General features: G+C 54.8%; 22 protein-coding genes, 5 tRNA genes and 1 other RNA gene. 1 reads left to right on the forward strand and 27 read right to left on the reverse strand.

The genetic code is table 11. The features are described 5' to 3' along the window. Positions 1-36: 36 nt before the first annotated feature. The 27 genes from nadA to sdhC form a co-directional block, all read right to left on the reverse strand. Entirely contained in the window at positions 37-1,080 is a 1,044-nt protein-coding gene (gene nadA / locus EDF81_RS09675) for a quinolinate synthase NadA (RefSeq protein ID WP_123347942.1), read from the reverse strand. 170 nt (positions 1,081-1,250) lie between these two features. Next, positions 1,251-1,376: non-coding RNA, RtT sRNA (locus EDF81_RS09680), on the reverse strand. 30 nt (positions 1,377-1,406) lie between these two features. Beyond that, positions 1,407-1,482: transfer RNA gene (locus EDF81_RS09685), tRNA-Lys, on the reverse strand. 4 nt (positions 1,483-1,486) lie between these two features. After that, positions 1,487-1,562 (reverse strand) — tRNA-Val (locus EDF81_RS09690). Positions 1,563-1,587: 25 nt separating this feature from the next. Next, a tRNA-Lys gene (locus tag EDF81_RS09695) sits at positions 1,588-1,663 on the reverse strand. A 47-nt stretch (positions 1,664-1,710) separates the two neighbouring features. After that, positions 1,711-1,786: transfer RNA gene (locus EDF81_RS09700), tRNA-Lys, on the reverse strand. Between the two features lie 36 nt (positions 1,787-1,822). After that, positions 1,823-1,898: transfer RNA gene (locus EDF81_RS09705), tRNA-Lys, on the reverse strand. Between the two features lie 163 nt (positions 1,899-2,061). Then, complete coding sequence (gene cpoB / locus EDF81_RS09710) at positions 2,062-2,850, reverse strand: cell division protein CpoB (protein ID WP_123347943.1); 789 nt, start codon at positions 2,848-2,850, stop codon at positions 2,062-2,064. A gap of 9 nt (positions 2,851-2,859) precedes the next feature. Further along, entirely contained in the window at positions 2,860-3,375 is a 516-nt protein-coding gene (gene pal, locus EDF81_RS09715) for a peptidoglycan-associated lipoprotein Pal (protein WP_123347944.1), read from the reverse strand. Between the two features lie 35 nt (positions 3,376-3,410). Next, positions 3,411-4,703, reverse strand: coding sequence for a Tol-Pal system beta propeller repeat protein TolB (gene tolB / locus EDF81_RS09720; RefSeq protein ID WP_123347945.1), 1,293 nt, complete (start codon positions 4,701-4,703; stop codon positions 3,411-3,413). 134 nt (positions 4,704-4,837) lie between these two features. Then, positions 4,838-6,061 carry a cell envelope integrity protein TolA gene (gene tolA / locus EDF81_RS09725; protein WP_123347946.1) on the reverse strand — a complete coding sequence of 408 codons (1,224 nt, stop codon included), beginning with the start codon at positions 6,059-6,061 and terminating at the stop codon, positions 4,838-4,840. Between the two features lie 64 nt (positions 6,062-6,125). Continuing rightward, positions 6,126-6,554: a colicin uptake protein TolR gene (tolR, locus tag EDF81_RS09730; RefSeq protein WP_123347947.1), complete on the reverse strand. Its 429-nt coding sequence runs from the start codon at positions 6,552-6,554 to the stop codon at positions 6,126-6,128. A gap of 3 nt (positions 6,555-6,557) precedes the next feature. Then, positions 6,558-7,253: a Tol-Pal system protein TolQ gene (gene tolQ, locus EDF81_RS09735; RefSeq protein ID WP_123347948.1), complete on the reverse strand. Its 696-nt coding sequence runs from the start codon at positions 7,251-7,253 to the stop codon at positions 6,558-6,560. Continuing rightward, a complete protein-coding gene (gene ybgC, locus EDF81_RS09740) occupies positions 7,250-7,654 on the reverse strand; it encodes a tol-pal system-associated acyl-CoA thioesterase (RefSeq protein WP_123347949.1) in 405 nt (134 codons plus the stop codon). The genes tolQ and ybgC overlap by 4 nt, the downstream gene beginning before the upstream one ends. Before the next feature lie 193 nt (positions 7,655-7,847). After that, positions 7,848-8,141 (reverse strand): cyd operon protein YbgE, encoded by a 294-nt coding sequence (gene ybgE, locus EDF81_RS09745; RefSeq protein WP_123347950.1) that lies wholly within the window; start codon positions 8,139-8,141, stop codon positions 7,848-7,850. Next, the gene (gene cydX / locus EDF81_RS09750) at positions 8,141-8,254 is read right to left on the reverse strand and encodes a cytochrome bd-I oxidase subunit CydX (protein WP_123347951.1); all 114 of its coding nucleotides are present in this window, start codon (positions 8,252-8,254) and stop codon (positions 8,141-8,143) included. The genes ybgE and cydX overlap by 1 nt, the downstream gene beginning before the upstream one ends. Before the next feature lie 15 nt (positions 8,255-8,269). Beyond that, on the reverse strand, positions 8,270-9,409 hold the full coding sequence (cydB, locus tag EDF81_RS09755; protein ID WP_123347952.1) for a cytochrome d ubiquinol oxidase subunit II: 1,140 nt from the start codon (positions 9,407-9,409) through the stop codon (positions 8,270-8,272). A gap of 15 nt (positions 9,410-9,424) precedes the next feature. Beyond that, a complete protein-coding gene (gene cydA / locus EDF81_RS09760) occupies positions 9,425-10,993 on the reverse strand; it encodes a cytochrome ubiquinol oxidase subunit I (RefSeq protein ID WP_123347953.1) in 1,569 nt (522 codons plus the stop codon). A gap of 689 nt (positions 10,994-11,682) precedes the next feature. Then, positions 11,683-12,858 (reverse strand): tetratricopeptide repeat protein, encoded by a 1,176-nt coding sequence (locus EDF81_RS09765; protein ID WP_123347954.1) that lies wholly within the window; start codon positions 12,856-12,858, stop codon positions 11,683-11,685. A 257-nt stretch (positions 12,859-13,115) separates the two neighbouring features. Further along, positions 13,116-13,985, reverse strand: coding sequence for a succinate--CoA ligase subunit alpha (sucD, locus tag EDF81_RS09770; protein WP_123347955.1), 870 nt, complete (start codon positions 13,983-13,985; stop codon positions 13,116-13,118). Then, positions 13,985-15,151, reverse strand: a complete 1,167-nt coding sequence (gene sucC / locus EDF81_RS09775; RefSeq protein ID WP_123347956.1) for an ADP-forming succinate--CoA ligase subunit beta — start codon at positions 15,149-15,151, stop codon at positions 13,985-13,987. The genes sucD and sucC overlap by 1 nt, the downstream gene beginning before the upstream one ends. 111 nt (positions 15,152-15,262) lie before the next feature. Next, the gene (gene odhB, locus EDF81_RS09780; protein WP_123347957.1) at positions 15,263-16,492 is read right to left on the reverse strand and encodes a 2-oxoglutarate dehydrogenase complex dihydrolipoyllysine-residue succinyltransferase; all 1,230 of its coding nucleotides are present in this window, start codon (positions 16,490-16,492) and stop codon (positions 15,263-15,265) included. A 14-nt stretch (positions 16,493-16,506) separates the two neighbouring features. Beyond that, positions 16,507-19,314, reverse strand: coding sequence for a 2-oxoglutarate dehydrogenase E1 component (gene sucA / locus EDF81_RS09785; protein WP_123347958.1), 2,808 nt, complete (start codon positions 19,312-19,314; stop codon positions 16,507-16,509). Positions 19,315-19,570: 256 nt separating this feature from the next. Next, positions 19,571-20,287, reverse strand: coding sequence for a succinate dehydrogenase iron-sulfur subunit (locus EDF81_RS09790; protein ID WP_123347959.1), 717 nt, complete (start codon positions 20,285-20,287; stop codon positions 19,571-19,573). A 15-nt stretch (positions 20,288-20,302) separates the two neighbouring features. Further along, the gene (sdhA, locus tag EDF81_RS09795) at positions 20,303-22,069 is read right to left on the reverse strand and encodes a succinate dehydrogenase flavoprotein subunit (RefSeq protein WP_123347960.1); all 1,767 of its coding nucleotides are present in this window, start codon (positions 22,067-22,069) and stop codon (positions 20,303-20,305) included. Beyond that, positions 22,069-22,416 carry a succinate dehydrogenase membrane anchor subunit gene (sdhD, locus tag EDF81_RS09800; protein ID WP_123347961.1) on the reverse strand — a complete coding sequence of 116 codons (348 nt, stop codon included), beginning with the start codon at positions 22,414-22,416 and terminating at the stop codon, positions 22,069-22,071. Before sdhD ends, sdhA begins: the two co-directional genes overlap by 1 nt. Next, complete coding sequence (gene sdhC, locus EDF81_RS09805) at positions 22,410-22,814, reverse strand: succinate dehydrogenase cytochrome b556 subunit (protein ID WP_184999524.1); 405 nt, start codon at positions 22,812-22,814, stop codon at positions 22,410-22,412. Before sdhC ends, sdhD begins: the two co-directional genes overlap by 7 nt. 638 nt (positions 22,815-23,452) lie before the next feature. On the opposite strand from sdhC, the gene EDF81_RS09810 reads away from it, so the two are divergent. Continuing rightward, a complete protein-coding gene (locus tag EDF81_RS09810) occupies positions 23,453-24,736 on the forward strand; it encodes a citrate synthase (protein WP_123347962.1) in 1,284 nt (427 codons plus the stop codon). The last annotated feature ends 3 nt before the right edge of the window (positions 24,737-24,739 follow it).

The following is a 24,739-nucleotide window of genomic DNA, read 5'->3' on the forward strand; positions in this document are numbered from 1 at the left end:
TGTTCCCCAGAGCGTTAAACAACGCATTGTTTCAATTTAATTTTTAAGTGTAGCCGCAAACTCCAGCATACGGTTAAGCGGCAGCAGCGCGCGCGTACGCAGGCTGGAATCAACGTGGACCTCATGCTCGCTGCCACCCTGCTCCAGCCTCTCAGCAATCGCCTGCAGGCCGTTCATCGCCATCCACGGGCAGTGGGCGCAGCTGCGACAGGTCGCGCCCTCGCCTGCTGTAGGCGCCTCCATCAGCGTTTTTTCCGGGACGGCATGCTGCATCTTATAGAAAATTCCGCGATCGGTCGCGACGATCAGCTGCGAATGCGGCAGGCTTCGTGCCGCAGCGATCAGCTGGCTGGTCGATCCTACCGCATCGGCCATATCAACAATCGACTGAGGTGATTCCGGGTGCACCAGCACGGCCGCCTGCGGATAAAGCGCTTTCATGCGCAGCAATCCCTGCGTTTTAAACTCATCGTGGACCAGACAGGCGCCCTGCCAGCACAGTACGTCGGCACCGGTCTGTTTCTGCACGTAGCGGCCAAGATGTCGATCCGGCGCCCAGAGAATTTTTTCGCCCAGGCTATCGAGATGCTCAATCAGCTCAACCGCAATGCTTGAGGTCACCACCCAGTCGGCACGCGCCTTTACCGCCGCCGAGGTATTGGCATACACCACCACGGTCCGGTCAGGATGGGCGTCGCAGAAGGCGTTAAAAGCATCGGCAGGACAGCCAAGATCCAGGGAGCACTCGGCCTGCAGCGTCGGCATCAGGATGGTTTTTTCCGGGCTGAGAATTTTGGCCGTTTCCCCCATAAAGCGCACCCCGGCAACCAGCAGGGTTGAGGCGGAATGTCTGGCACCAAAGCGGGCCATCTCCAGCGAGTCGGCTACGCAGCCGCCCGTCTCTTCCGCCAGCTGCTGAATTTCGGGATCGGTATAGTAATGGGCCACCATTACCGCATCGCGTTCAGCCAGCAGGCGCTTAATGCGGCTACGGAGGACCTGTTTCTCATCCTGGTTTAGCGGTACCGGACGAGGAGGAAAAGGATAGATCGCGGTTTGGGGATCGAACATCACGCTCATAGGGCTTTCTCGTTTTATCCACTTAACAAAAAACCGAATCAGCAACAGAAAATGCGCTAGTAACGGCAGATTTGTTTTGTATGCTAAACAAGATAAACGATTAGGGAGGAGAAGTCGTGCGGAATAAATCGCAGATAGCAAAAAAGCGCCTTTAGGGCGCTTTTTTGCATTGGTGGGTCGTGCAGGATGACTCGGCTTCGCCTCGCCCTTTGGGCCGTCGCCGCCAGCGGCTCCGTTGTCTCACTGCGTTCGACCCGAACCTGCGCAGGTTCGAATCATCAGTATCGCAGATAGCAAAAAAGCGCCTTTAGGGCGCTTTTTTGCATTGGTGGGTCGTGCAGGATTCGAACCTGCGACCAATTGATTAAAAGTCAACTGCTCTACCAACTGAGCTAACGACCCGAAATGGTGGGCGATGACGGGCTCGAACCGCCGACCCCCTCCGTGTAAAGGAGATGCTCTACCAACTGAGCTAATCGCCCATTTCGGTGCTACTAAAATCTTAAATGGTGGGTCGTGCAGGATTCGAACCTGCGACCAATTGATTAAAAGTCAACTGCTCTACCAACTGAGCTAACGACCCCTTCCGGGTTACTGCTTTACATCATTCAGACTTTCCCACCAATAAGATGGTGGGTCGTGCAGGATTCGAACCTGCGACCAATTGATTAAAAGTCAACTGCTCTACCAACTGAGCTAACGACCCGTTCGGGTGCCGCCTGAATATGCTTTACTTAAATAGTGGTGGGTCGTGCAGGATTCGAACCTGCGACCAATTGATTAAAAGTCAACTGCTCTACCAACTGAGCTAACGACCCACTTTTTGCCGCTACAGGCTTGTTTCATATCCCGTGGCAACGGCGGCATATATTACTGATTTAAGATTTCAGCGCAACATAAATTTCGCTGATGGTTGCCTGACTGCTTATGAATCAAGCGGCATGACCAGAAATAATGCAAATTCCGGTCATGCAGCGTGCATTACATCGCAGACAGACGTTTTTGCGCCTGTTTGGCACCGTCCGTGCCGGGATACTTGCTAATAACCTGCTGATAAACCGCTTTGGCTTTCGCGCTGTCCCCTTTGTCCTGCATGATCACGCCGACTTTATACATCGCATCGGGTGCCTTCGGGGATTTTGGGTAACTCTTCACCACGTTGGCAAAGTAGTACGCCGCATCATCGCGTTTACCCTGATTGTAATTCAGCTGCCCCAGCCAGTAGTGAGCATTCGGCAGATAGGTTGAATCCGGGTACTTTTTGATGAAGTTCTGGAATGCTACGACAGCATCAGCCTGGCGGGACTTGTCCTGCACCAGTGCAATCGCCGCATTGTAATCGGTATTCGCATCGCCGCTCTGGACCGGCGCGCTGCTGGCCGCTGCATCAGGCGCAGGGGTAGCTGTTGCAGCCCCGCTCTGATCGCCGCTGGCCGGCTGCTGCGTTGCCGCGGCTCCGCCGCTGCTTAGCGCGTCCATCTGCAGCAGAACCTGCTTCTGGCGCTCAACAACCTGGTTCAACTGATACTGGCTTTCCTGAATTTGACCACGCAGGGAATCAATATCGGTCTGGTTATCGGCGACCTGTTGCTGGAGCTGGGTTAAAAGTTGACTGTGCGCGTTGGAAATGCGCTCGAGTTGGGTGACGCGGTCTTCGACCGAGCCTGAGCCGACACTACTGATTGGCGCCTGAGCATTAGCGGCCCAGGGGGCCGCTATGCCAACCAGTAACGACAGACTCAACAGGTGATGTCTGAAGTTACTGCTCATGCGGTTCTCTTAGTAAACCAGTACGGCACGACGGTTTTTAGCGTAAGCCGCTTCGTCATGACCCAGTACTGCAGGTTTTTCTTTACCGTAGGAAACGATAGAGATCTGGTCAGCAGAAACGCCTTTACCCTGCAGGTACATTTTAACGGCGCTAGCACGACGTTCGCCCAGGGAGATGTTGTACTCCGGGGTACCACGTTCGTCAGCATGACCTTCTACGGTCACTTTGTAGGACGGGTTGCTACGCAGGAAGGTCGCGTGCGCGTCCAGCATGGCAGCGAAGTCAGAGCGTACATCGTACTTGTCGAGATCGAAGTAAACGATGTTGTTCTGCTGCAGCTGCTGCATCTGCAGACGTGCCTGCTCTTCAGAAGACATGTTGCCGTTGCCGTTCATACCAGTACCGGCACCCAGCATGCCTTCACCGCTCTGATCGTTGCTCGCGTTTTTGTTGGAAGAACAGGCCGCGATGGCCATTACAGGCAGAGCCAGCATCAGCCCCTTCAGCACTTTGTTCAGTTGCATTTCTATGATTCCTTTAAAAATTAATTATTTATATTTTACAGATACGGCGACCAGGCAGGCGATTTAACCTGTCCATCGGTAGCCGGAAGACGCGCTTTGAAACGCCCATCTGTTGAAACCAGATTCAGCACGGATCCCATCCCCTGAGAAGAGCTGTAGATAACCATAGTGCCGTTAGGTGCCAGACTTGGCGTTTCATCTAAAAACGTTGACGACAGAACCTGTACGCCACCCGCCTCGAGATCTTGTTTAGCGATGTGTTGCTGCCCACCGTTGGAGCTCACCATCACCATAAATTTGCCGTCGCTGCTCACGTCAGCATCCTGGTTCTGCGAACCTTCCCAGGTAATACGCTGTGCGGCGCCGCCGTTCACATTCACTTTATACACCTGCGGACGACCTGCCTGATCGGAGGTGAACGCCAGGTTCTGGCTGTCCGGGAACCAGGTCGGTTCAGTGTTGTTGCTGCGACCGTCGGTGACCTGGCGGATCTGACCAGAGCCAATATCCATCACGTAGAGGTTCAGGCTACCGGTTTTCGACAGGGCGAAGGCCAGTTTAGAACCGTCAGGCGAGAAGCTCGGTGCCCCGTTGTGACGCGGGAATGACGCAACCTGACGCACGGCACCGTTTGCCAGCGTCTGGATAACCAGCGCGGAACGACCGCTTTCAAAGGTCACGTAGGCCAGCTTGCTGCCGTCCGGCGACCAGGCCGGTGACATCAGCGGCTGCGGAGAACGGTGAACCACAAACTGGTTGTAGCCATCGTAATCAGAGACGCGCAGCTCATACGGGAACTGACCGCCGTTGGTCTGTACCACGTAGGCGATACGGGTGCGGAAAGCGCCTTTAATACCGGTCAGCTTTTCAAACACTTCGTCGCTGGCGGTATGGCCGGCATAGCGCAGCCACTGTTTGTTCACCTTGTAGGAGTTCTGCGCAAGTACGCTACCCGGTGCCGCGCCGGTATCAACCAGCTGGTACGCGACGTTGTAGCTTCCGTCCGGGTTAGGCGTTACCTGACCAACAACCACGGCATCGATCCCGAGCGCAGACCATGCAGCAGGCTGCACTTCCTGAGCGGTACCCGGCTGCTGAGGCAGACGAGAACGGTCCAGCGGGTTGAATTTGCCACTGTTGCGCAGGTCAGCACCTACGATACCACCGATATCTTCAGGTGCGGCACCCGGCCCGGCCCACTGGAACGGCACGACGCCGATTGGGCGCGCCGAGTCTACCCCCTGGGTGATCTCGATACGTACTTCTGCGTGCAGCACCGCTGCCCACAGCATTAGAAAACCAAATGCTACTCGTAATGCCTGCTTCATCATATCTCCCTTATCCAGACGCGAAGTCTGCGATAATTTAGCAGAATGTTAACAAACTCAAATATACAAAACTAGCCGATCCCTGTGGCTTCCTCGGGCGGTTTCCCCCGCCGTTTCAACGGGGAAAATGACGCTTAAGGTTTAAAGTCCAGCGGCGCGTTTTTGAAGACTTCATACACGGCCTGACTTGGCGGTTTCGGGAACTTCGCCTGACGGGCTGCCGCAAGGGCTGCCTGACAGAGCGCAGGATCGCCGCCTTCAGATTTGATATCCAGTAACAGTCCGTCCGGGGCCAGTTTTACGCGCAGCGTACAGGTTTTACCCGCGTACGATGCGGCGTCATAAAAGCGGCTTTCAATGGCCGATTTTATCTGTCCAGCGTAGTTGCTGATATCGGCACCTGAAGCACCGTTATTCTTAGTATTACCGCTACCGGCTGCAGCGGCATTATTGCCTTTCGCCCCGCCGCCGGTTTTCGGTGCATTCTTACCGGAACTCAGGTCGCCAAACAGGTCGTCGACGCCTTCCGCTGCGGCCGCTTTCTCCGCAGCCGCTTTTTTGGCGGCGGTGGCTTTGTCTGCTGCAGCTTTCTTATCGGCAGCGGCCTTCTCAGCGGCAGCCTTTTTCGCGGCGGCGGCTTTCTCGGCTGCGGCCTTTTCAGCAGCGGCGGCTTTCTCAGTCGCGGCTTTTTCCGCGGCAGCGGCCTTGTCGGCAGCCGCTTTCTCAGCGGCGGCTTTCTTAGCGGCTTCAGCCTGAGCCTGTTTCTCGGCGTCCTGCTGGGCTTTCTTCGCCGCTTCCTGCTCGGCTTTTTTCTTCGCGTCAGCAGCCGCTTTCGCCGCTTCTGCTTCGGCTTTTTTCTGTGCATCCGCAGCGGCTTTCGCCTGTGCGTCCGCTTTGGCTTTTGCGTCCGCAGCGGCTTTAGCCGCGGCCTCTTCAGCCTGCTTCTGCTGCTCCTGCGCCTGCTGCGCTGCGGCTTCCGCTTTTTTCTGCTCGGCGGCCTGTTCGCGCGCCTGTTCCTGTGCGGTCAGACGCTCTTTTTCCAGCTCTTTCAGACGCTCCTGCTCGGCGGCCTGCTTTTCACGCAGTTCTTCCGCCTGCTGTTGAGCCTGCTTCTCGCGCTGTTCTTCTGCACGCTTCGCACTGGACTGCTGCTGCTGTTCGCGGTTGTAGTTCTCGACCACGGCACCGGGATCGACCATGACGGCATCAATAGCAGAACCGCCGCCGCCGCCCGCAGAAGCTTCAATGTTTTCATCGAACGAACTCCAGATCAGCGCTGCAAAGAGAATGACGTGCAGCACTGCTGAAATAATTATCGCTCGTTTAAGCTTGTCGTTTTGTTCGGTTGCCTTTGACACTCTCGGTTCCCAAAAACTGTTCCCCTGTTGTCCGGCGTTTTCACGCCGGGCTGGCAGCAGGTGATCAAATAGGCTGGGTCATTAAGCCGACCGATTTCACACCCGCGCTGTGTAACAGGTTCAGCGCTTTAATTATTTCATCGTAAGGCACGTCTTTCGCGCCCCCGATCAAGAAGACCGTCTTCGGGTTGCTCTGCATGCGGCGCTGCGCCTCGGCGATAACCTGTTCCGGCGGCAGCTGATCCAGACGATCTTTCTCAACCACTACGCTGTACTGGCCAACGCCGGAGACTTCAATGATCACCGGCGGATCGTCGTTGCTGCTGACGGTTTGCGAATCGGTCGCGTCCGGCAGATCAACCTCTACGCTCTGGGTTATGATCGGCGCTGTCGCCATAAAGATCAGCAGCAGCACCAGCAGTACGTCCAGCAGCGGTACGATGTTGATTTCGGACTTGAGGTCGCGACGACCTCGTCCACGAGTCCTGGCCATGGCTTACCCCTTGTTGCTCTCGCTGCTTGCGGTAAAGGCCTGACGGTGCAGAATAGCCGTGAACTCTTCCATAAAGTTGTCGTAGTTCAGTTCCAGTTTGTTCACGCGCTGGTTCAGGCGGTTATAGGCCATAACCGCAGGGATCGCGGCAAACAGACCGATAGCCGTGGCGATCAGTGCTTCTGCAATACCTGGCGCAACCATCTGCAGGGTCGCCTGTTTTACCGCGCCCAGCGCGATAAAGGCGTGCATGATCCCCCAAACCGTACCGAACAGACCGATATACGGGCTGATGGAGCCAACGGTGCCGAGGAACGGAATATGCGTTTCCAGGGTTTCCAGCTCGCGGTTCATTGAGATGCGCATCGCACGTGACGCCCCTTCCACGACCGCTTCCGGCGCATGGTTGTTCGCGCGGTGCAGGCGTGCAAACTCTTTGAACCCGCTATAGAAGATTTGTTCCGATCCGCTCAGTGCATCGCGACGTCCCTGACTCTCCTGGTAGAGACGCGACAGTTCAATGCCGGACCAGAATTTGTCTTCAAAGGCGCCCGCTTCACGCGTAGCGGCGTTCAGAATACGCGTTCTCTGGATAATGATGGCCCAGGACGCGATAGAAAAACCAATCAAAATCAGCATGATAAGTTTAACCAGAAGGCTTGCCTTCAGGAACAAATCAAGGATATTCATGTCAGTCACTGCTTAAACTCCGCGACAATAGACTTGGGAAGCGCACGAGGCTTCATTAAGAGTGGATCAACACAGACAATGAGAACTTCTGCTTCATTCAGTACCCGGTTCTCTGCATTGACTATTCTCTGCGTAAAGACCATTGAGGTTCCACGCATTGAGGTAACTTCCGTCTGGATCTCGAGCATATCGTCGAGTCGGGCGGGCGCAAAATACTCCAGCGTCATTTTGCGAACCACGAACGCAACGCGCTCCTCCAACAGAACCTGCTGACTGAAGTGGTGATGGCGCAGCATCTCTGTGCGTGCTCTCTCATAGAAAGCCACGTAACTGGCGTGGTAAACCACACCACCGGCGTCGGTATCTTCGTAGTAGACACGAACCGGCCATCGAAACAGCGTTGTATTCACTTTACATCCCGGTAATGCAAAAGGTTAGAGCTTTTAAACTTCGCTACTATACTCGCGGCAAAGGTTGTTTGGAATGGGTTGAGGTAAAGGGAGAGTAAAAATTTATGAGGTTATGCAAGGCCATAACCTGAGGTCATGTCCCGCCGCATTCAGCGGATGATTTGCGGGACATTTTCGGGCGATAAACGGTCGCTCAGGCGAAGAAGAAAATCAAACCGGCAAACATCACCAGCACGGCAATAGCAGGACAGAAAACGCCCTTCCAGTGCAGCGCTTTCAGGCGAAAGCCTACGCCGTGAATGACCCCGGCGCACACGGCCCACATCAGCAGGAAGCCATGCCAGATTTCAAGATCGCTGGTCTTTGCCGCAAAACGGGACGGGTCCCAGAAAATGCAGCCGGCCAGCAGCAACGCCATCACTAAGGAAAGGGCCCTTAACGGGCCCTTGTCCATTACCGCATACAAGGTTGCGATAATTTTATTCATCAGTGTTCTTCTTGTCCGTCTTTGGTCGCTTCAACGTGCTCAAGCGCCAGGGCGGTGATGATCCCAAATGCACAGGCAAGAAGCGTTCCCAGAATCCAGGCGAAATACCACATCGTTATGCTCCTTACTTAGTACAGAGAGTGGGTGTTGCTTTCGATATCTTCTTTGGTGATACGACCGAACATCTTCCAGTAACACCAGGTGGTGTAGAGCAGGATAATCGGTACGAACACCAGCGCCACGTAAGTCATCAGGTTCAGCGTCAGCTGACTTGAGGTGGCATCCCACATGGTCAGACTTGCATTCATCATGGTGCTGGACGGCATCACAAACGGGAACATCGCGATACCGGCGGTCAGAATGATGCAGGCCAGGGTCAGGGAGGAGAACAGGAACGCCCAGGCACCCTTCTCTGCCCGGGAGCAGACCAGCGTCAACAGCGGCAGTACCACACCCAGAGCCGGAATCACCCACAGGATAGGCATGTTATTAAAGTTCACCATCCAGGCACCCGCTTCACGGGCCACTTCTTTGACCAGCGGATTAGAGGCTGCGTGGTGATCCATAACCGAAGTCACAACATAGCCGTCGATACCGTAATAGACCCAGACGCCGGCCAGCGCGAAGCAGACCATCGTCACCAGCGCCGCAATTTGCGACGTTGTGCGGGCACGCAGATGCAGCTCGCCGACGGTACGCATTTGCAGGTAGGTGGCACCCTGAGTCAGGATCATCCCTACGCTAACCACACCGGCCAGCAGACCAAACGGGTTGAGCAGCTGGAAGAAGTTACCGGTGTAGAACAGACGCATGGTGCTATCAACATGGAACGGCACACCCTGCAGCAGGTTGCCGAAGGCCACGCCGATCACCAGCGGTGGCACGAAGCTGCCCACGAAGATGCCCCAGTCCCACATGTTGCGCCAGCGGGTGTCTTCAATCTTGGAGCGGTAGTCAAAACCGACCGGACGGAAGAACAGGGACGCCAGCACGAGGATCATCGCCACGTAGAAACCGGAGAACGCCGCGGCATAGACCATCGGCCAGGCGGCGAACAGCGCGCCGCCGGCGGTGATAAGCCATACCTGGTTACCGTCCCAGTGCGGGGCGATGGAGTTAATCATGATTCGACGCTCGGTGTCACTGCGACCGAGGAAACGGGTGAGCATGCCCACCCCCATGTCGAAACCGTCAGCAACCGCAAAACCAATCAGCAGAATGCCAATCAGCAGCCACCAGATAAAACGTAATACTTCATAATCAATCATTTGACGACTCCTGTCTTAGCGTGCCGGCTGAGTAGTCACGGAGGACTGCTCATAGTGATAGCGACCTGTTTTCAGACTGCTCGGCCCAAGGCGAGCAAATTTGAACATCAGGAACACTTCCGCCACCATAAACAATGTATAGAGGCCGCAAATCAGTATCATTGAGAACAGCAGGTCGCCCACGGTCAGCGACGAGTTCGCTACCGCCGTTGGCAGCACCTCACCGATAGCCCACGGCTGACGACCATATTCGGCAACAAACCAGCCGGCTTCGATGGCAATCCACGGCAGCGGAAGGCCAATCAGCGCAGCGCGCAGCAGCCATTTTTTCTCGCCGATGCGGTTACGAATCACGGTCCAGAAGGAGACGCCGATAATCAGAAGCATCAGGATGCCGCTGCCGACCATGATACGGAAGGCAAAGTACAGCGGTGCAACGCGCGGGATAGAATCCTGGGTCGCCTGCTGAATCTGCGCTTCAGTCGCATCGGTCACGTTCGGGGTATAGCGTTTAAGCAGCAGACCGTAGCCCAGATCCTGCTTCACGTTGTTGAACTGGTCGCGAACGGCCTGGTCGGTAGAACCGGCACGCAGCTGCTCCAGCAGCGCATAAGCCTTCATCCCGTTACGGATACGCTCCTGGTGCTGTACCATCAGATCTTTCAGGCCGATAACCGGCTTGTCGATTGAACGGGTGGCGATAATACCCAGCGCGTAAGGGATCTGAATGGCGAAGCGGTTCTCCTGCGCGTCCTGGTCAGGAATACCGAACAGGGTAAAGGCAGCCGGTGCCGGCTGGGTTTCCCATTCGGCTTCGATAGCAGCCAGTTTGGTTTTCTGCACGTCGCCCATTTCATAGCCGGACTCATCGCCGAGAACGATAACGGACAGAATCGCCGCCATACCGAAGCTGGCCGCGATGGCAAAGGAACGTTTCGCGAACGCAACGTCGCGACCACGCAGCAGATAGTAGGAGCTGATGCCAAGGATGAACATCGCGCCACAGGTATAGCCGGACGCCACGGTGTGGACAAATTTAACCTGCGCAACCGGGTTGAGCACCAGTTCGGCGAAGCTCACCATTTCCATACGCATGGTTTCGAAGTTGAAATCCGACGCGATAGGGTTTTGCATCCAGCCGTTGGCCACAAGGATCCACAATGCAGACATGTTCGAGCCCAGCGCAACCAGCCAGGTGACGCACATATGCTGAACTTTGCTCAGACGATCCCAACCGAAGAAGAACAGACCTACAAAGGTAGATTCAAGGAAGAATGCCATCAAAGCTTCAATGGCCAGCGGCGCACCGAAGATATCCCCAACGTAGTGGGAATAGTAAGACCAGTTAGTCCCGAACTGGAACTCCATGGTCAGACCGGTTGCCACGCCCAGTGCGAAGTTGATACCAAACAACTTGCCCCAGAACTTGGTCATATCTTTATAAATCTGTTTGCCGGAAAGAACGTAGACCGTTTCCATAATGGCCAGCAGGAACGCCATACCCAGCGTCAGCGGCACAAACAGGAAGTGGTACATCGCGGTCAAGGCAAACTGTAAGCGTGACAGTTCGACTATATCTAACATTATGACTCCTTGCTCATCGCATGAAGACTCCGAGAGTGATGACTCGCAAGCGAGAAACCACACACATGCCCCAATACAAATTCATTTGCTCCCTTCCTTCGTTACCACTTCCGCTGCGAGAGAAAACAGTAATGGTGAAAGGTTACAAATACGTTAATAAATACCAAATTTGATTCGCAAATATAGTACGCCGCAAAACCCTTACAATAAACAGGTTTTTATTGAATCACTTTTACGTTTTTCGACGGTGATCAATTTATAGCGAATATGCCATCTCAAGGCCAGTTTGATCCGCGACAATTTAATGATTTTTGTGCTCTTAATCCAGTCATTGAATTTTGATATAAATCAATTTTTCCCTTTTATGTAAACCATTTGTTGCTTCTGAGGCTTTGCGTAAAGGCAATGTTAACGAGATGATGGCATGTTAACCGTGAGGATTATCAAATGAAGAGAATTTACTAATAGATGCGATTTTATTTAACAATGAAATTTCGCTAACGACGCGTGTAACAAAAACGACACTTGTCTTTTTTTTCACCACTTTCGGGAGGTTATTTTATTGCCACGCGGGGTGATTATTCATATCTCCAGGTACTAATTTAACAATTAATTAACTAATCCCCAAGAAAACGGAGGCCCGAAGCCTCCGTCACCGTGCACACAAAAATAGCTGGAGAGTGCTTCCCCTACATCTTACCTTTCACACGCTCAATCGCCTTGTCATAGACGGCGTTACTCTTCTGCCCTTTGGCAAATTCGTAATGGGTCAGCGCATCGCTGAACTGACCGGCGTTCTCATAAATTTTGGCAATATTGTAGTAAGAGCTGGCACGAGTGGTCGCCGCATTGTTGCCGCTCGCCAGCGCGATGGCCTTACGGTTTGCCCAAATCGCTTCGGCGATATTGCCCTGTTTTTGATACGCCAGGCCGAGGTTGCTGTATGCCTGACCGAAGGCGCTATCCTGTTCGATAGCCGCCTGGAACAGTGACGTGGCCTGAGCCAGTTCACCGCGACCATAGGCCGCCTCACCGTTGCGGTTCAGTTTTTTCGCCAGAGTGCTGTTGGCCGTTGCCGGGCTGACATTCAGCGAGCCCTGAACGCCATTCAGAACCTCTGGCAGCGTATCAACATCACGGCCACGGAAGTCGGCCTGACTGACGGTGTTGATATCTTCAAAGTCGCCGTTTGGATTCAGACGGAATACTGCCCAGACATTTCCCGCCTTATTGGCCGGAACGTTATATGTCCGCACCAGAGAACTCCCGACGTAGACAAATACTTTGGCATCGCTGGCAGACAGCGTAGGAGAATTAGGATGCAGACGGTTAGTATAATCCTGAACCGCATAAAGATAACTTTCGCCCAGACGTTTTTTATTGATAGTTATTGTTTCGGGTCCAAAACTATCGGTGTCATCAACATCAAGATTCGCGTCAGTTCCCTCTTTATGCCCGAAATAAATATGATTGCCAGGATAGATAAGGTGAGAATCGAGATCGCGAGGATTTTTACCCCAGGTCAATACAATACGCATGCCGTCGAGGTTTTTCATTACCGGACTCACGGCATAGGTCATGCCGTCACACGGACATTTTACGACCAGGTCGGAATAGCCTTCTTTCTTGATGATCAGCAGACTGTCCTGATCGACGGCGAATGGCGCATCCAGACGCACCTTACCCGCAGCATCGGAGTGAGCAGTTACTGACTGGGCACCGTTCTTTTGCAGCGTAATCGCGGCATTATCAATTTTTTGATCTTTAACGGTGGCGCTCAGAACTTCGATATTCATCGACTCTGCGCCCGCCATGCTGGTAAATGCAGATAACGCCAGCACCAATGCCTTTATATTAAATTTCACTTAACATCCCCTTAAAGTAAATTAACCACCCTTCCCTGCGTACAGATATTAAATGACGCGGCCATTTAATCGCTAATTACGCTTTTTCAGGCTGCGGAATTATCCGGCAAAAAAAATAGAATGTCATCCGCATTTAATCGCCAGATTTAGCAGGTAGACTGCGTGAAATAAAAAAAGCCACCCGAAGGTGGCCAGTTAAGTCGCAAGGCGGCGAAATGCTCCGCCTTAAAGCTCTCCCGCAGGAGAGCAGAGAGGAATCATTTAATGACGGACTTCAGCGCATCGCCGATATCGGCCAGGCTGCGCACGGTTTTCACACCCGCCGCTTCCAGTGCTGCAAATTTCTCGTCAGCGGTACCTTTACCGCCGGCGATAATCGCGCCCGCGTGGCCCATACGCTTGCCCTTCGGCGCGGTCACACCGGCGATATAGCCAACAACCGGTTTGGTTACGTGGTCCTTGATATAGGCCGCCGCTTCTTCTTCCGCGCTGCCGCCGATCTCACCGATCATCACAATCGCTTCGGTCTGCGGATCTTCCTGGAACAGCTTCAGGATATCGATAAAGTTAGAGCCCGGGATCGGGTCGCCGCCGATGCCAACGCAGGTGGACTGGCCGAAACCGTAGTCGGTGGTCTGCTTAACCGCTTCGTAGGTCAGCGTACCGGAGCGGGAAACGATGCCCACTTTGCCCGGCAGGTGAATGTGGCCCGGCATGATGCCGATTTTGCACTCACCCGGGGTGATCACGCCCGGACAGTTCGGACCGATCATGCGCACGCCGGCTTCATCCAGCTTCACCTTCACGGTCAGCATATCCAGGGTCGGGATACCTTCGGTGATGGTGATAATCAGTTTAATCCCGGCGTCGATAGCTTCCAGAATAGAGTCTTTACAGAACGGTGCCGGAACATAGATAACCGTAGCCGTTGCGCCCGTCGCTTCAACCGCTTCGCGCACGGTGTTAAATACCGGCAGACCCAGATGCGTGGTGCCGCCTTTGCCCGGCGTTACGCCGCCGACCATTTGCGTACCGTAGGCAATCGCCTGCTCAGAGTGGAACGTCCCCTGGCTACCGGTAAAACCCTGACAGATAACCTTGGTGTTTTTATCGATTAAAACAGACATTATTTACCCTCCACTGCGGCAACAACCTGCTGCGCTGCATCCGTCAGACTTTTCGCTGCAATAATATTCAGGCCGCTGTCCGCCAGGCGCTTAGCGCCCAGTTCCGCGTTGTTGCCTTCCAGGCGTACAACCACAGGTACGTTAACGCCCACTTCTTCTACCGCGCCGATAATACCGTCGGCAATCAGGTCGCAGCGCACGATGCCGCCGAAGATGTTAACCAGAACGGCTTTAACATTGTCGTCAGACAGGATGATTTTAAACGCTTCGGTCACGCGCTCTTTGGTTGCGCCGCCGCCCACGTCAAGGAAGTTCGCCGGTTCGCCGCCGTGCAGCTTGACGATATCCATGGTGCCCATCGCCAGACCGGCGCCGTTCACCATACAGCCGATATTGCCGTCCAGCGCAACGTAGTTCAGTTCCCACTGTGCAGCCTGAGATTCGCGGGCATCTTCCTGCGACGGGTCACGCATTTCACGCAGGTCCGCCTGACGGAACAGCGCGTTGCCGTCAGCGCCCAGTTTTCCGTCGAGGCAGATCAGGTCGCCCTGTTTGGTGATAACCAGCGGGTTGATTTCGATCAGCGCCAGGTCGCGCTCAAGGAAGATGGTCGCCAGACCCATAAAGATTTTGGTGAACTGCTGAACCTGCTTGCCTTCCAGACCCAGTTTGAACGCCAGCTCACGTCCCTGGTACGGCATCGGGCCGGCCAGCGGATCGAGGGCAATTTTGTGGATCAGGTGCGGGGTTTCTTCCGCCACTTTTTCGATTTCCACGCCGCCTTCGGTAGAAGCCATAAAGACCACGCGACGGCTGCTGCGGTCTACAACCGCACCCAGATAGAGCTCTTTATCGATATCAGTCGCGGCTTCAACCAGGATCTGGTTAACCGGCTGGCCGTTCGCATCTGTCTGGTAGGTCACCAGACGCTTGCCCAGCCAGTTTTCAGCGAAAGCGCGGATGTCTTCTTTACTATTTACCACTTTCACGCCGCCCGCTTTACCGCGGCCGCCAGCGTGAACCTGACATTTCACCACCCACGGGCCGCTGCCGATTTTCGACGCGGCTTCTTCCGCTTCACGCGGCGTGTTACAGGCATAGCCCACAGGCGCAGGCAAGCCATAGCGGGCAAACAATTGTTTGGCCTGATATTCGTGTAAGTTCATGCGTTCTATCCATCCTTCAGGTAATCCTTCAGACAGGATGCAGAGTCATCCGGTCTGAAGTGCAGGTGATAATCGTTGGCCCGGTCGGCTTACGCCGCCGGGCAATCGGCACTAAACGTCCAGCAGAAGACGGGTCGGATCTTCCAGCAGCTCTTTGATGGCGACCAGGAAGCCCACGGATTCACGGCCGTCGATAAGACGGTGATCGTAAGAGAGCGCCAGGTACATCATCGGCAGAATTTCGACTTTGCCATCAACCGCCATCGGGCGGTCTTTAATGGCGTGCATACCGAGGATCGCGCTCTGCGGCGGGTTGATAATCGGCGTGGACATCAGGGAGCCAAAGACGCCGCCGTTGGTAATGGTAAAGTTACCGCCGGTCAGATCTTCTACGGTCAGCTTGCCGTCACGGCCTTTCAGCGCCAGCTCTTTAATTTGCTTCTCGATATCGGCCATGCCCAGCGCATCCGCATCGCGCAGGACCGGCGTCACCAGGCCACGCGGCGTAGAGACCGCCATGCTGACGTCGAAGTAGTTGTGGTAGACCACATCTTCGCCGTCGATGGAGGCGTTCACTTCCGGGAAGCGTTTCAGCGCTTCAACAACCGCTTTCACGTAGAAGGACATAAAGCCCAGACGGATACCGTGACGTTTTTCAAACGCGTCGCCGTACTGCTTACGCAGATCCATAATCGGCTTCATGTTGACTTCGTTAAAGGTCGTCAGCATGGCGGTGGAGTTTTTCGCTTCCAGCAGACGCTCGGCTACGCGCTTGCGCAGGCGGGTCATCGGGACGCGTTTTTCTGAACGACCAGCCAGCTGAGGCTTGGCAGCAGCGGCCGGTGCGGCCGCAGGAGCTTTATCAGCCTCTTTCTTCGCCGGGGCTTTCGCCAGATGTTTTTCCACGTCTTCGCGGGTGATACGTCCGCCAACGCCGGTGCCTTTAATGTCGCTGGCTTCCAGGTTGTGCTCGCCAAGCAGGCGACGGATCGCCGGGCTTAACGCATCGTTGGTCTGCTCTTCCAGCGAAGCCTGCTGGCGCTGGGCCGGCGTGGACGCTTTGCTTTCCGATTTCGCGCTGGTTTCTTTACCTGCGCTGTTACCTTCACGCAGACGACCGAGGATCTGACGGGAGGTGACGGTGGCACCTTCATCTTCCAGCACCGCATCAAGAATACCGTCCGCTGACGCCGGTACTTCCAGTACCACTTTGTCGGTCTCGATTTCTACCAGGACTTCATCACGAGTGACCGCATCGCCCGGTTTTTTATGCCAGACGGCGACGGTCGCATCGGCGACGGACTCAGGGAGGTCGGGAACAAGAATATCTACGCTACTCATTATTTATCCTTTATTTAATTGACGTTCAGCGCGTCATTAACCAGATCTTGCTGCTGTTTCTGGTGAACGGACAGATACCCTACCGCCGGTGAGGCGGAGGCCGGGCGTCCTGCGTAGCGCAGAGCGGCCCCGAAAGGAATCACTTCACGGAAATGATGCTGGCTGCAGTACCAGGCGCCCTGGTTAAGCGGCTCTTCCTGGCACCAGACAAAATCATGTACGTGTGCATATTGTTTTATCGCTTCCTGCACCGACTGATGCGGGAACGGATACAGCTGCTCGATACGGACGATAGCCACATCCTTTTGATCGTTCTTGCGGCGCTGTTCCAGTAGATCGTAATAAACCTTACCAGAACACATCACAACGCGCTTCACGCCCTGCGGATCCAGCTCGTCAATTTCACCGATGGCCGGCATAAAGGTGCCGTTGGCCAGCTCGTCGAGGCTGGACACCGCCAGCGGGTGACGCAGCAGAGATTTCGGCGACATCACCACCAGCGGACGACGCATCCCGCGCAGCGCCTGACGACGCAGCATGTGATAAACCTGTGCCGGGGTGGACGGGACGCAGACCTGCATATTCTGTTCAGCACAGAGCTGCAGATAACGTTCCAGACGCGCGGAGGAGTGCTCCGGACCCTGGCCTTCGTAGCCGTGCGGCAGCAGCATCACCAGGCCACACATACGGCCCCATTTCTGCTCGCCGGAGCTGATGAACTGGTCGATAACAACCTGTGCACCGTTGGCGAAGTCACCAAACTGCGCTTCCCAGATGGTCAGGGTACGCGGCTCGGCGGTGGCGTAGCCGTATTCAAAGGCCAGCACCGCTTCTTCCGACAGCACGGAGTCCCAGACGCGGAAGGTGCCCTGCCCGTTATGGACATGCTGCAGCGGGGTGTAGGTTGAACCATTCGCCTGGTTGTGAACGACGGCATGACGGTGGAAGAAGGTGCCGCGACCGGAGTCTTCGCCGGAGAGGCGAATCGGAATACCTTCATCAACCAGGGTCGCGTAGGCCAGAGTTTCAGCGCCGCCCCAGTCAAACAGTTTGTCCCCTGCCGCCATCGCCTGACGGTCGGTATAGATCTTCGCGACGCGAGACTGCATCTCAACCGCATCCGGTACGGTGCTGATCCGCTTCGCCAGCTCCTGAATGCGCTTCATCTCAACCTTGTTCGGGTAGCTCTCATCCCACTCGTGGTTGAGGTACGGCGACCAGGTAAAGGAGTGCATATTCATCGGACGCCAGGATTCGACCACGCACTCGCCCGCGTCCAGCGCGTCACGGTACAGGTTAACCATCTCGGTGGCATCTTCCAGCGTCGCGACGCTATCCTGCTCGAGTTTGTCGGCATAGATTTTACGCGGCGTCGGGTGTTTTTTGATTTTCTGGTACATCAGCGGCTGGGTTGCGCTCGGCTCATCGGCTTCGTTATGGCCGTGACGGCGATAGCAGACCAGGTCGATCAGGACGTCGCGCTTAAAGGTATTGCGGAAGTCCAGCGCGATGCGGGTCACAAAGGCGACCGCCTCCGGGTCATCGGCGTTAACGTGGAAAATCGGTGCCTGCACCATTTTACCGATATCGGTACAGTACGGCGTAGAGCGCGCATCCAGCGGGTTCGAGGTGGTGAAACCAACCTGGTTGTTAATCACGATACGCACGGTGCCGCCCACTTCGTAGCCGCGGGCTTTCGACATGTTCAGGGTTTCCTGAACCACGCCCTGGCCGGTGATGGCCGCATCGCCGTGAATGGTAATCGGCAGGACTTTGCTGCTGCTCGGCTCGTCGAGACGATCGAGGCGCGCACGCACGGAGCCGATAACCACCGGGCTGACGATTTCGAGGTGCGACGGGTTAAACGCCAGCGCCAGATGCACCAGACCGCCGTCGGTTTCAACATCGGATGAGAAGCCCATATGGTACTTCACGTCACCAGTGCCGAGGTGTTCTTTATGCTTGCCGGCGAACTCGTCAAACAGATCCTGGGGCTTTTTACCCAGCACGTTGATCAGCACGTTCAGACGACCACGGTGGGCCATCCCCAGCACCACTTCGCGGGTGCCGCTGCCGCCCGCATGGCGGATCAGCTCGTTAAGCATCAGGATCATCGCATCGCCGCCTTCCAGCGAGAAGCGCTTAGCACCGGGGAATTTCGCACCCAGGTAGCGCTCCAGACCTTCCGCCGCGGTCAACTCACTGAGGAAACGTTTTTTCTCAGCGCTGGAGAAACTGGCTTTACCCACCTCAGATTCAATCCGCTGCTGGATCCAGCGTTTCTCTTCGGTGCTGGTGATATGCATATATTCCGCGCCGATGGAGCTGCAGTAGGTCTGCCTGAGCGCGGCAAGCAGCTCGCCCAGCGGCATCGTATCTTTGCCGATAGCAAATGAACCTACGTTAAAGCTTTCCTGGAGATCGGCTTCGGAGAGATCGTGGTACGCCGGGTCTAAATCCGCCACTTTATCCTGCTGCCACAGTCCGAGCGGGTCGAGGTTCGCCTGCTGGTGACCGCGGAAGCGGTATGCGTTGATAAGCTGCAGGACTTTAACCTGCTTCGCGTTGGTATCAGGGTCGGAAATCGAGGAAGAGTAACGTGAGGCATCCTTCGCCAGACGACGGAAATAATCACGCGTTTTCGAATGGAATTGATCCGGTTTAACTCCGGTACCAGGTAACTGCTGGAACATTGAACGCCAGTTGGCGTCCACAGAGTCAGGATCGGTTAAGAAGTCTTCATAGAGCTGTTCTATCCAGCTCTGGTTGGAGCCAGAGAGGAAAGAAGAGTCCAGCCAGGCTTTCATTGCGCCGTTCTGCATCGTGATCCCTTAAGCTTTTTAGCTTATTTCGCCGTAGAAACTACCACATACACCGCGTGTATGTGCCGGGGTTCACCTGCGAGCTCTTTCTGACCCGCGAAGGAACCTTTAAAAACTGCCATTAATCTTCCTCGTTCAGGCTGCGACTGCGTTGCCGCCTTGCCTCGCTCAGAACGACTCGATTACTGCAACTGCCATGTGGCGGTTTTTAAAGATTTCCTGCACCCTCTCCCGTCAGGGAGAGGGGCTTTATCACTTACGCACTTCTTTGCAGCAGCATCGACTTAATGTGGCCGATGGCGCGCGTCGGGTTCAGTCCCTTAGGACATACGCTGACGCAATTCATGATGCTATGGCACCGGAATACGCTGAAAGCGTCACTTAAACCTTCCAGACGGCTGTCAGTTTCCGTATCACGACTGTCGATCAGGAAACGGTATGCCGCCAGCAGGCCAGCCGGGCCAACAAACTTATCCGGGTTCCACCAGAACGACGGGCAGGATGTCGAGCAGCAGGCACACATAATGCACTCGTACAGTCCGTCCAGTTTTTCACGCTGCTCCGGCATCTGCAGATGCTCACGAGCGGGTGGATTTTGCCCATTATTCAATAAGTAAGGCTTAATCTTCTCATATTGGGCATAGAATTGCCCCATGTCCACAACCAAATCGCGGATTACGGGCAATCCAGGAAGAGGTCGAATAACAATTTTCTGCTTGCCGTTGCCCAGCGCCGAAATCGGCGTGATACAGGCGAGACCGTTTCTGCCGTTCATGTTCAGGCCGTCAGAGCCGCAGACACCTTCACGGCACGAACGACGAAACGCCAGGGTCGGGTCGATTTCTTTCAGCTGGATTAAGGCATCCAGCAGCATCATGTCACGACCTTCCTCGCCTTCCAGCTGGTAATCCTGCATGCGCGGAGCATCGTCGACATCCGGGTTATAACGATAGATCGAAAATTCGAGTTTCATTTACCTGTCTCCGCATTAATAAGTACGTATTTTCGGCGGGAAAGCCGGACGCAGTTTCGGCTCCATATTGACGCTACGACGCGTCATGGATTCCGACTCTGGCAGATACAGGGAATGGCACAGCCAGTTTTCATCGTCACGATCCGGGAAGTCGAAGCGGCTGTGGGCGCCACGGCTTTCGGTACGGAAGTTTGCAGAGACCGCGGTGGCGTAGGCGGTTTCCATCAGGTTATCCAGCTCAAGACACTCAACGCGCTGGGTATTGAACTCGCTGGAGGTATCATCCAGGCGGGCATTTTTCAGGCGCTCGCGGATAACTTTCAGCTGCTCCAGACCTTTGGCCATCGCGTCGCCTTCGCGGAATACCGAGAAGTTGTGCTGCATACACTCCTGCAGCGCCTTACGGATAACCACCGGATCTTCACCGGTACGGTTGTTGTTCCAGCGGTTCAGACGCGCCAGAGAAGCGTCAATATTCTCTTCGGTGGCATCACGCAGCGGTCCCTGCTCGGCGATGGACTCCTGCAGATGCAGACCCGCCGCACGGCCAAAGACCACCAGATCAAGCAGGGAGTTACCGCCGAGACGGTTAGCCCCGTGGACCGAGACGCAGGCGATTTCACCCACCGCGAACAGGCCCGGCACCACCACATCTTCACCCTTCTCGTTCACCGTGATTGCCTGACCGGATACTTTGGTCGGGATCCCGCCCATCATATAGTGGCAGGTTGGGATCACCGGGATCGGCTCTTTGACCGGATCCACGTGAGCGAAGGTGCGGGAGAGTTCCAGGATACCCGGCAGACGGGATTCCAGAACCTCTTTGCCCAGATGGTCGAGCTTCAGCTTGGCGTGCGGGCCCCAAGGACCATCGCAGCCGCGACCTTCGCGGATTTCGATCATGATGGAACGCGCCACCACGTCACGACCCGCCAGGTCTTTCGCATTCGGTGCATAACGCTCCATAAAGCGCTCGCCGTGTTTATTCAGCAGATAGCCACCCTCACCGCGACAACCTTCGGTGACCAGCACGCCCGCACCGGCAATACCGGTCGGGTGGAACTGCCACATTTCCATATCCTGCAGCGGAACGCCCGCGCGGATCGCCATACCCACGCCGTCGCCGGTATTGATATGGGCGTTGGTGGTGGACTGGTAAATACGCCCGGCGCCACCGGTCGCCAGCACGGTGGCCTTGGCTTTGAAGTACACCACTTCGCCGCTTTCAATATCCAGGGCGGTGCAGCCGACAATCGCGCCGTCTTCGTTTTTCACCAGATCCAGCGCGTACCACTCGGAAAAGATGGTGGTATGATTTTTCAGATTTTGCTGGTAAAGGGTGTGCAGCAGGGCGTGACCGGTACGGTCAGCTGCCGCAGCGGTACGTGCCGCCTGCTCGCCGCCGAAGTTTTTCGACTGTCCGCCGAACGGACGCTGATAGATGGTACCGTCATCCAGGCGGGAGAAAGGCAGGCCCATATGTTCCAGCTCCAGAATCGCTTCCGGGCCGGTTTTACACATATATTCAATGGCGTCCTGGTCACCGATATAGTCGGAGCCTTTTACCGTGTCGTACATGTGCCATTCCCAGTTATCTTCATGGGTATTGCCCAGCGCGACGGTGATACCGCCCTGCGCCGACACGGTGTGCGAACGGGTTGGGAAGACTTTAGAGAGCAGCGCACAGGTCTGGCCGCTCTGGGAAATTTGCAGTGCCGCACGCATACCTGCGCCACCGGCACCAATAACTACAGCATCAAATTCTCTGACTGGCAGTTTCATTACACACCCCACACCACAACGAATCCATAAATGACGTAAACCACCAGCGTGACCACAATGGCCAGCTGCAACGGCAGGCGTATAGCCAGCGGTTTAACGTAGTCGGTCAGCACCTGCCACATGCCAATCCAGGCATGAATAAGGATCGAGAAGAGTGCCAGCAGGGTGAATACTTTGGTAAAGGCGGAGGAGAAGAAACCCGTCCACACTTCCCAGGTCACGTCGCCGGTAACGGCGAAGAAACCGACCATATAGATGATGTAGAGGGTCAGGACGATAGCGGTAGCGCGGACCAGAATATAGTCATGTACGCCGTTGCGTCCTAATGCTGAGGCGTTGCTTACCATACGAGGACTCCTGCGAGAAGTGAAAGCACGACAGTAATCACAAAGGAAAGAGTAGCTGAACGTTTCCCTGCGGCGAACGTCTCTTCAAGCCAGCCAACATCCATCATCACATGACGGATCCCGCCGACGGCATGGTAAGCCAGCGCGGTGAGAATGCCCCACATAATGAATTTAGCGAAAAAGCCGTCCATGATTGCGGATGCAGCCAGGAAGCCTTCCGGTGAAGAGAGTGACAGGCCCAGCAGCCACAGCAGAATACCGACGGCCACAAAGGTAATGACGCCGGAAACGCGGTGAAGGATAGATGCTATAGCCGTTATGGGGAACCGAATCGTTGTCAGATCCAGATTGACAGGTCTTTGTTTTTTCACGTTTCTTATCATGAATAACGCCCACATGCTGTTCTTATTATTCCTTCCTCCGGTCTGCAGGCGTGTCAGACAGCGTTCCTCTTCTATAACCGTACGTCATGTATAAATAGCAGCTTCCAGATGCGACAAGACGGGTTACAACGCTGGGTGGCTCGGGATTGCAGGGTGTTCCGGAGACCTGGCGGCAGTATAGGCCGTTCACAAAATCATTACAATTAACCTACATATAGTTTGTCGGGTTTTATTGTGAACAGTGATCAGGGTCACGATAACAACATATTATTAATTTTTAATCATCTGATTTGACAAATGTTAAACATTATTGTTACAAACATCCTCCAGAAAGGCATATAATTCGCAAAAGTTATGGGGTCACTCTTTCACCTGCAAATAAGTTATGTAACAGTGTGGCGGTATTGACCGGAGAAGTCAGGACAGTTATTAGTGATAGTCAGGTTTGAAAAATTCGGATTGCCGAACCCCTGATTTGCTGTTTTTTCACTGTAGATTGATCGTTGTGCCTGCCAGCGCCCATTGCTCTGTACCCTGTCATCCTCTCTCCACAGAGCGGCGAGCCATATAACAAACTGGTCACATCACTTTACAGCCCGAATGCAAATCCTCGTCCGGCAGTCTTAAGCAATAAGGCGCTAAGGAGACCGTAAATGGCTGATAAAAAAGCAATACTCACCTACAATGGTGACGATGCTATTGAACTGGATGTGCTAAAAGGCACGCTCGGTCAGGATGTTATCGATATCCGTAGTCTGGGTTCGAAAGGGATGTTTACCTTTGACCCGGGCTTCACCTCTACCGCTTCGTGTGAATCCAAAATCACCTTTATCGACGGTGACGAAGGCATCCTGCTGCATCGCGGTTTCCCGATTGACCAGCTCGCGACCGAATCGAACTATCTGGAAGTCTGTTACATCCTGCTGTACGGCGAAAAACCGACGCAGAAAGAGTTCGACGAATTCACCGTCACCGTGACCCGTCACACCATGATCCACGAGCAGATCACTCGCCTGTTCCATGGCTTCCGTCGCGACTCTCACCCGATGGCGGTGATGTGCGGCGTCACCGGCGCGCTGGCCGCGTTCTACCACGATTCGCTGGACGTTAACGTCTCACGTCACCGTGAAATTGCCGCGTTCCGCCTGCTGTCCAAAATGCCGACTATGGCGGCGATGTGTTACAAATATTCGATTGGTCAGCCATTTGTTTATCCGCGTAACGATCTCTCCTATTCCGGTAACTTCCTGCATATGATGTTCTCCACCCCGTGCGAACCTTACGAGGTTAACCCGGTGCTGGAGCGCGCAATGGACCGTATTCTGATCCTGCACGCTGACCACGAGCAGAACGCGTCGACCTCGACCGTACGTACTGCAGGCTCCAGCGGCGCGAACCCGTTTGCCTGTATCGCGGCCGGTATTGCCTCCCTGTGGGGACCGGCGCACGGCGGTGCTAACGAAGCCGCGCTGAAAATGCTGGAAGAAATCAGCTCGGTTGAGCACATTCCGGAATTTGTTCGCCGCGCCAAAGATAAGAACGATTCGTTCCGTCTGATGGGCTTCGGCCACCGCGTCTATAAGAACTATGACCCACGCGCCACCGTGATGCGTGAAACCTGTCATGAAGTTCTCAAAGAGCTGGGCAGCAAAGATGAACTGCTGGAAGTGGCAATGGAGCTGGAAAACATTGCGCTGAACGACCCGTACTTTATCGAGAAGAAACTCTACCCGAACGTCGATTTCTACTCTGGCATTATTCTGAAAGCGATGGGTATCCCGTCTTCCATGTTCACCGTTATTTTCGCCATGGCGCGTACGGTAGGCTGGATCGCGCACTGGAACGAGATGCACAGCGAAGGCATGAAAATTGCCCGTCCGCGTCAGCTCTACACCGGCTACGAAAAACGCGACTTCAAAAGCGACCTGAAAAAATAATCA

The organism is Enterobacter sp. BIGb0383 (genome assembly GCF_003751845.1).
Lineage (GTDB): Bacteria > Pseudomonadota > Gammaproteobacteria > Enterobacterales > Enterobacteriaceae > BIGb0383.

What these genes read in the sequence shown, in the direction of transcription:
- cydB (WP_123347952.1), bottom strand. Translation starts at nt 9,409, where the DNA reads ATGATTGATTATGAAGTATTACGTTTTATCTGGTGGCTGCTGATTGGC.
- odhB (WP_123347957.1), bottom strand. Translation starts at nt 16,492, where the DNA reads ATGAGTAGCGTAGATATTCTTGTTCCCGACCTCCCTGAGTCCGTCGCC.
- cydA (WP_123347953.1), bottom strand. Translation starts at nt 10,993, where the DNA reads ATGTTAGATATAGTCGAACTGTCACGCTTACAGTTTGCCTTGACCGCG.
- cpoB (WP_123347943.1), bottom strand. Translation starts at nt 2,850, where the DNA reads ATGAGCAGTAACTTCAGACATCACCTGTTGAGTCTGTCGTTACTGGTT.
- sdhC (WP_184999524.1), bottom strand. Translation starts at nt 22,814, where the DNA reads ATGTGGGCGTTATTCATGATAAGAAACGTGAAAAAACAAAGACCTGTC.
- ybgE (WP_123347950.1), bottom strand. Translation starts at nt 8,141, where the DNA reads ATGAATAAAATTATCGCAACCTTGTATGCGGTAATGGACAAGGGCCCG.
- tolB (WP_123347945.1), bottom strand. Translation starts at nt 4,703, where the DNA reads ATGAAGCAGGCATTACGAGTAGCATTTGGTTTTCTAATGCTGTGGGCA.
- sdhD (WP_123347961.1), bottom strand. Translation starts at nt 22,416, where the DNA reads ATGGTAAGCAACGCCTCAGCATTAGGACGCAACGGCGTACATGACTAT.
- EDF81_RS09790 (WP_123347959.1), bottom strand. Translation starts at nt 20,287, where the DNA reads ATGAAACTCGAATTTTCGATCTATCGTTATAACCCGGATGTCGACGAT.
- sucD (WP_123347955.1), bottom strand. Translation starts at nt 13,985, where the DNA reads ATGTCTGTTTTAATCGATAAAAACACCAAGGTTATCTGTCAGGGTTTT.
- sucC (WP_123347956.1), bottom strand. Translation starts at nt 15,151, where the DNA reads ATGAACTTACACGAATATCAGGCCAAACAATTGTTTGCCCGCTATGGC.
- EDF81_RS09810 (WP_123347962.1), top strand. Translation starts at nt 23,453, where the DNA reads ATGGCTGATAAAAAAGCAATACTCACCTACAATGGTGACGATGCTATT.
- tolR (WP_123347947.1), bottom strand. Translation starts at nt 6,554, where the DNA reads ATGGCCAGGACTCGTGGACGAGGTCGTCGCGACCTCAAGTCCGAAATC.
- sdhA (WP_123347960.1), bottom strand. Translation starts at nt 22,069, where the DNA reads ATGAAACTGCCAGTCAGAGAATTTGATGCTGTAGTTATTGGTGCCGGT.
- cydX (WP_123347951.1), bottom strand. Translation starts at nt 8,254, where the DNA reads ATGTGGTATTTCGCCTGGATTCTGGGAACGCTTCTTGCCTGTGCATTT.
- pal (WP_123347944.1), bottom strand. Translation starts at nt 3,375, where the DNA reads ATGCAACTGAACAAAGTGCTGAAGGGGCTGATGCTGGCTCTGCCTGTA.
- nadA (WP_123347942.1), bottom strand. Translation starts at nt 1,080, where the DNA reads ATGAGCGTGATGTTCGATCCCCAAACCGCGATCTATCCTTTTCCTCCT.
- sucA (WP_123347958.1), bottom strand. Translation starts at nt 19,314, where the DNA reads ATGCAGAACGGCGCAATGAAAGCCTGGCTGGACTCTTCTTTCCTCTCT.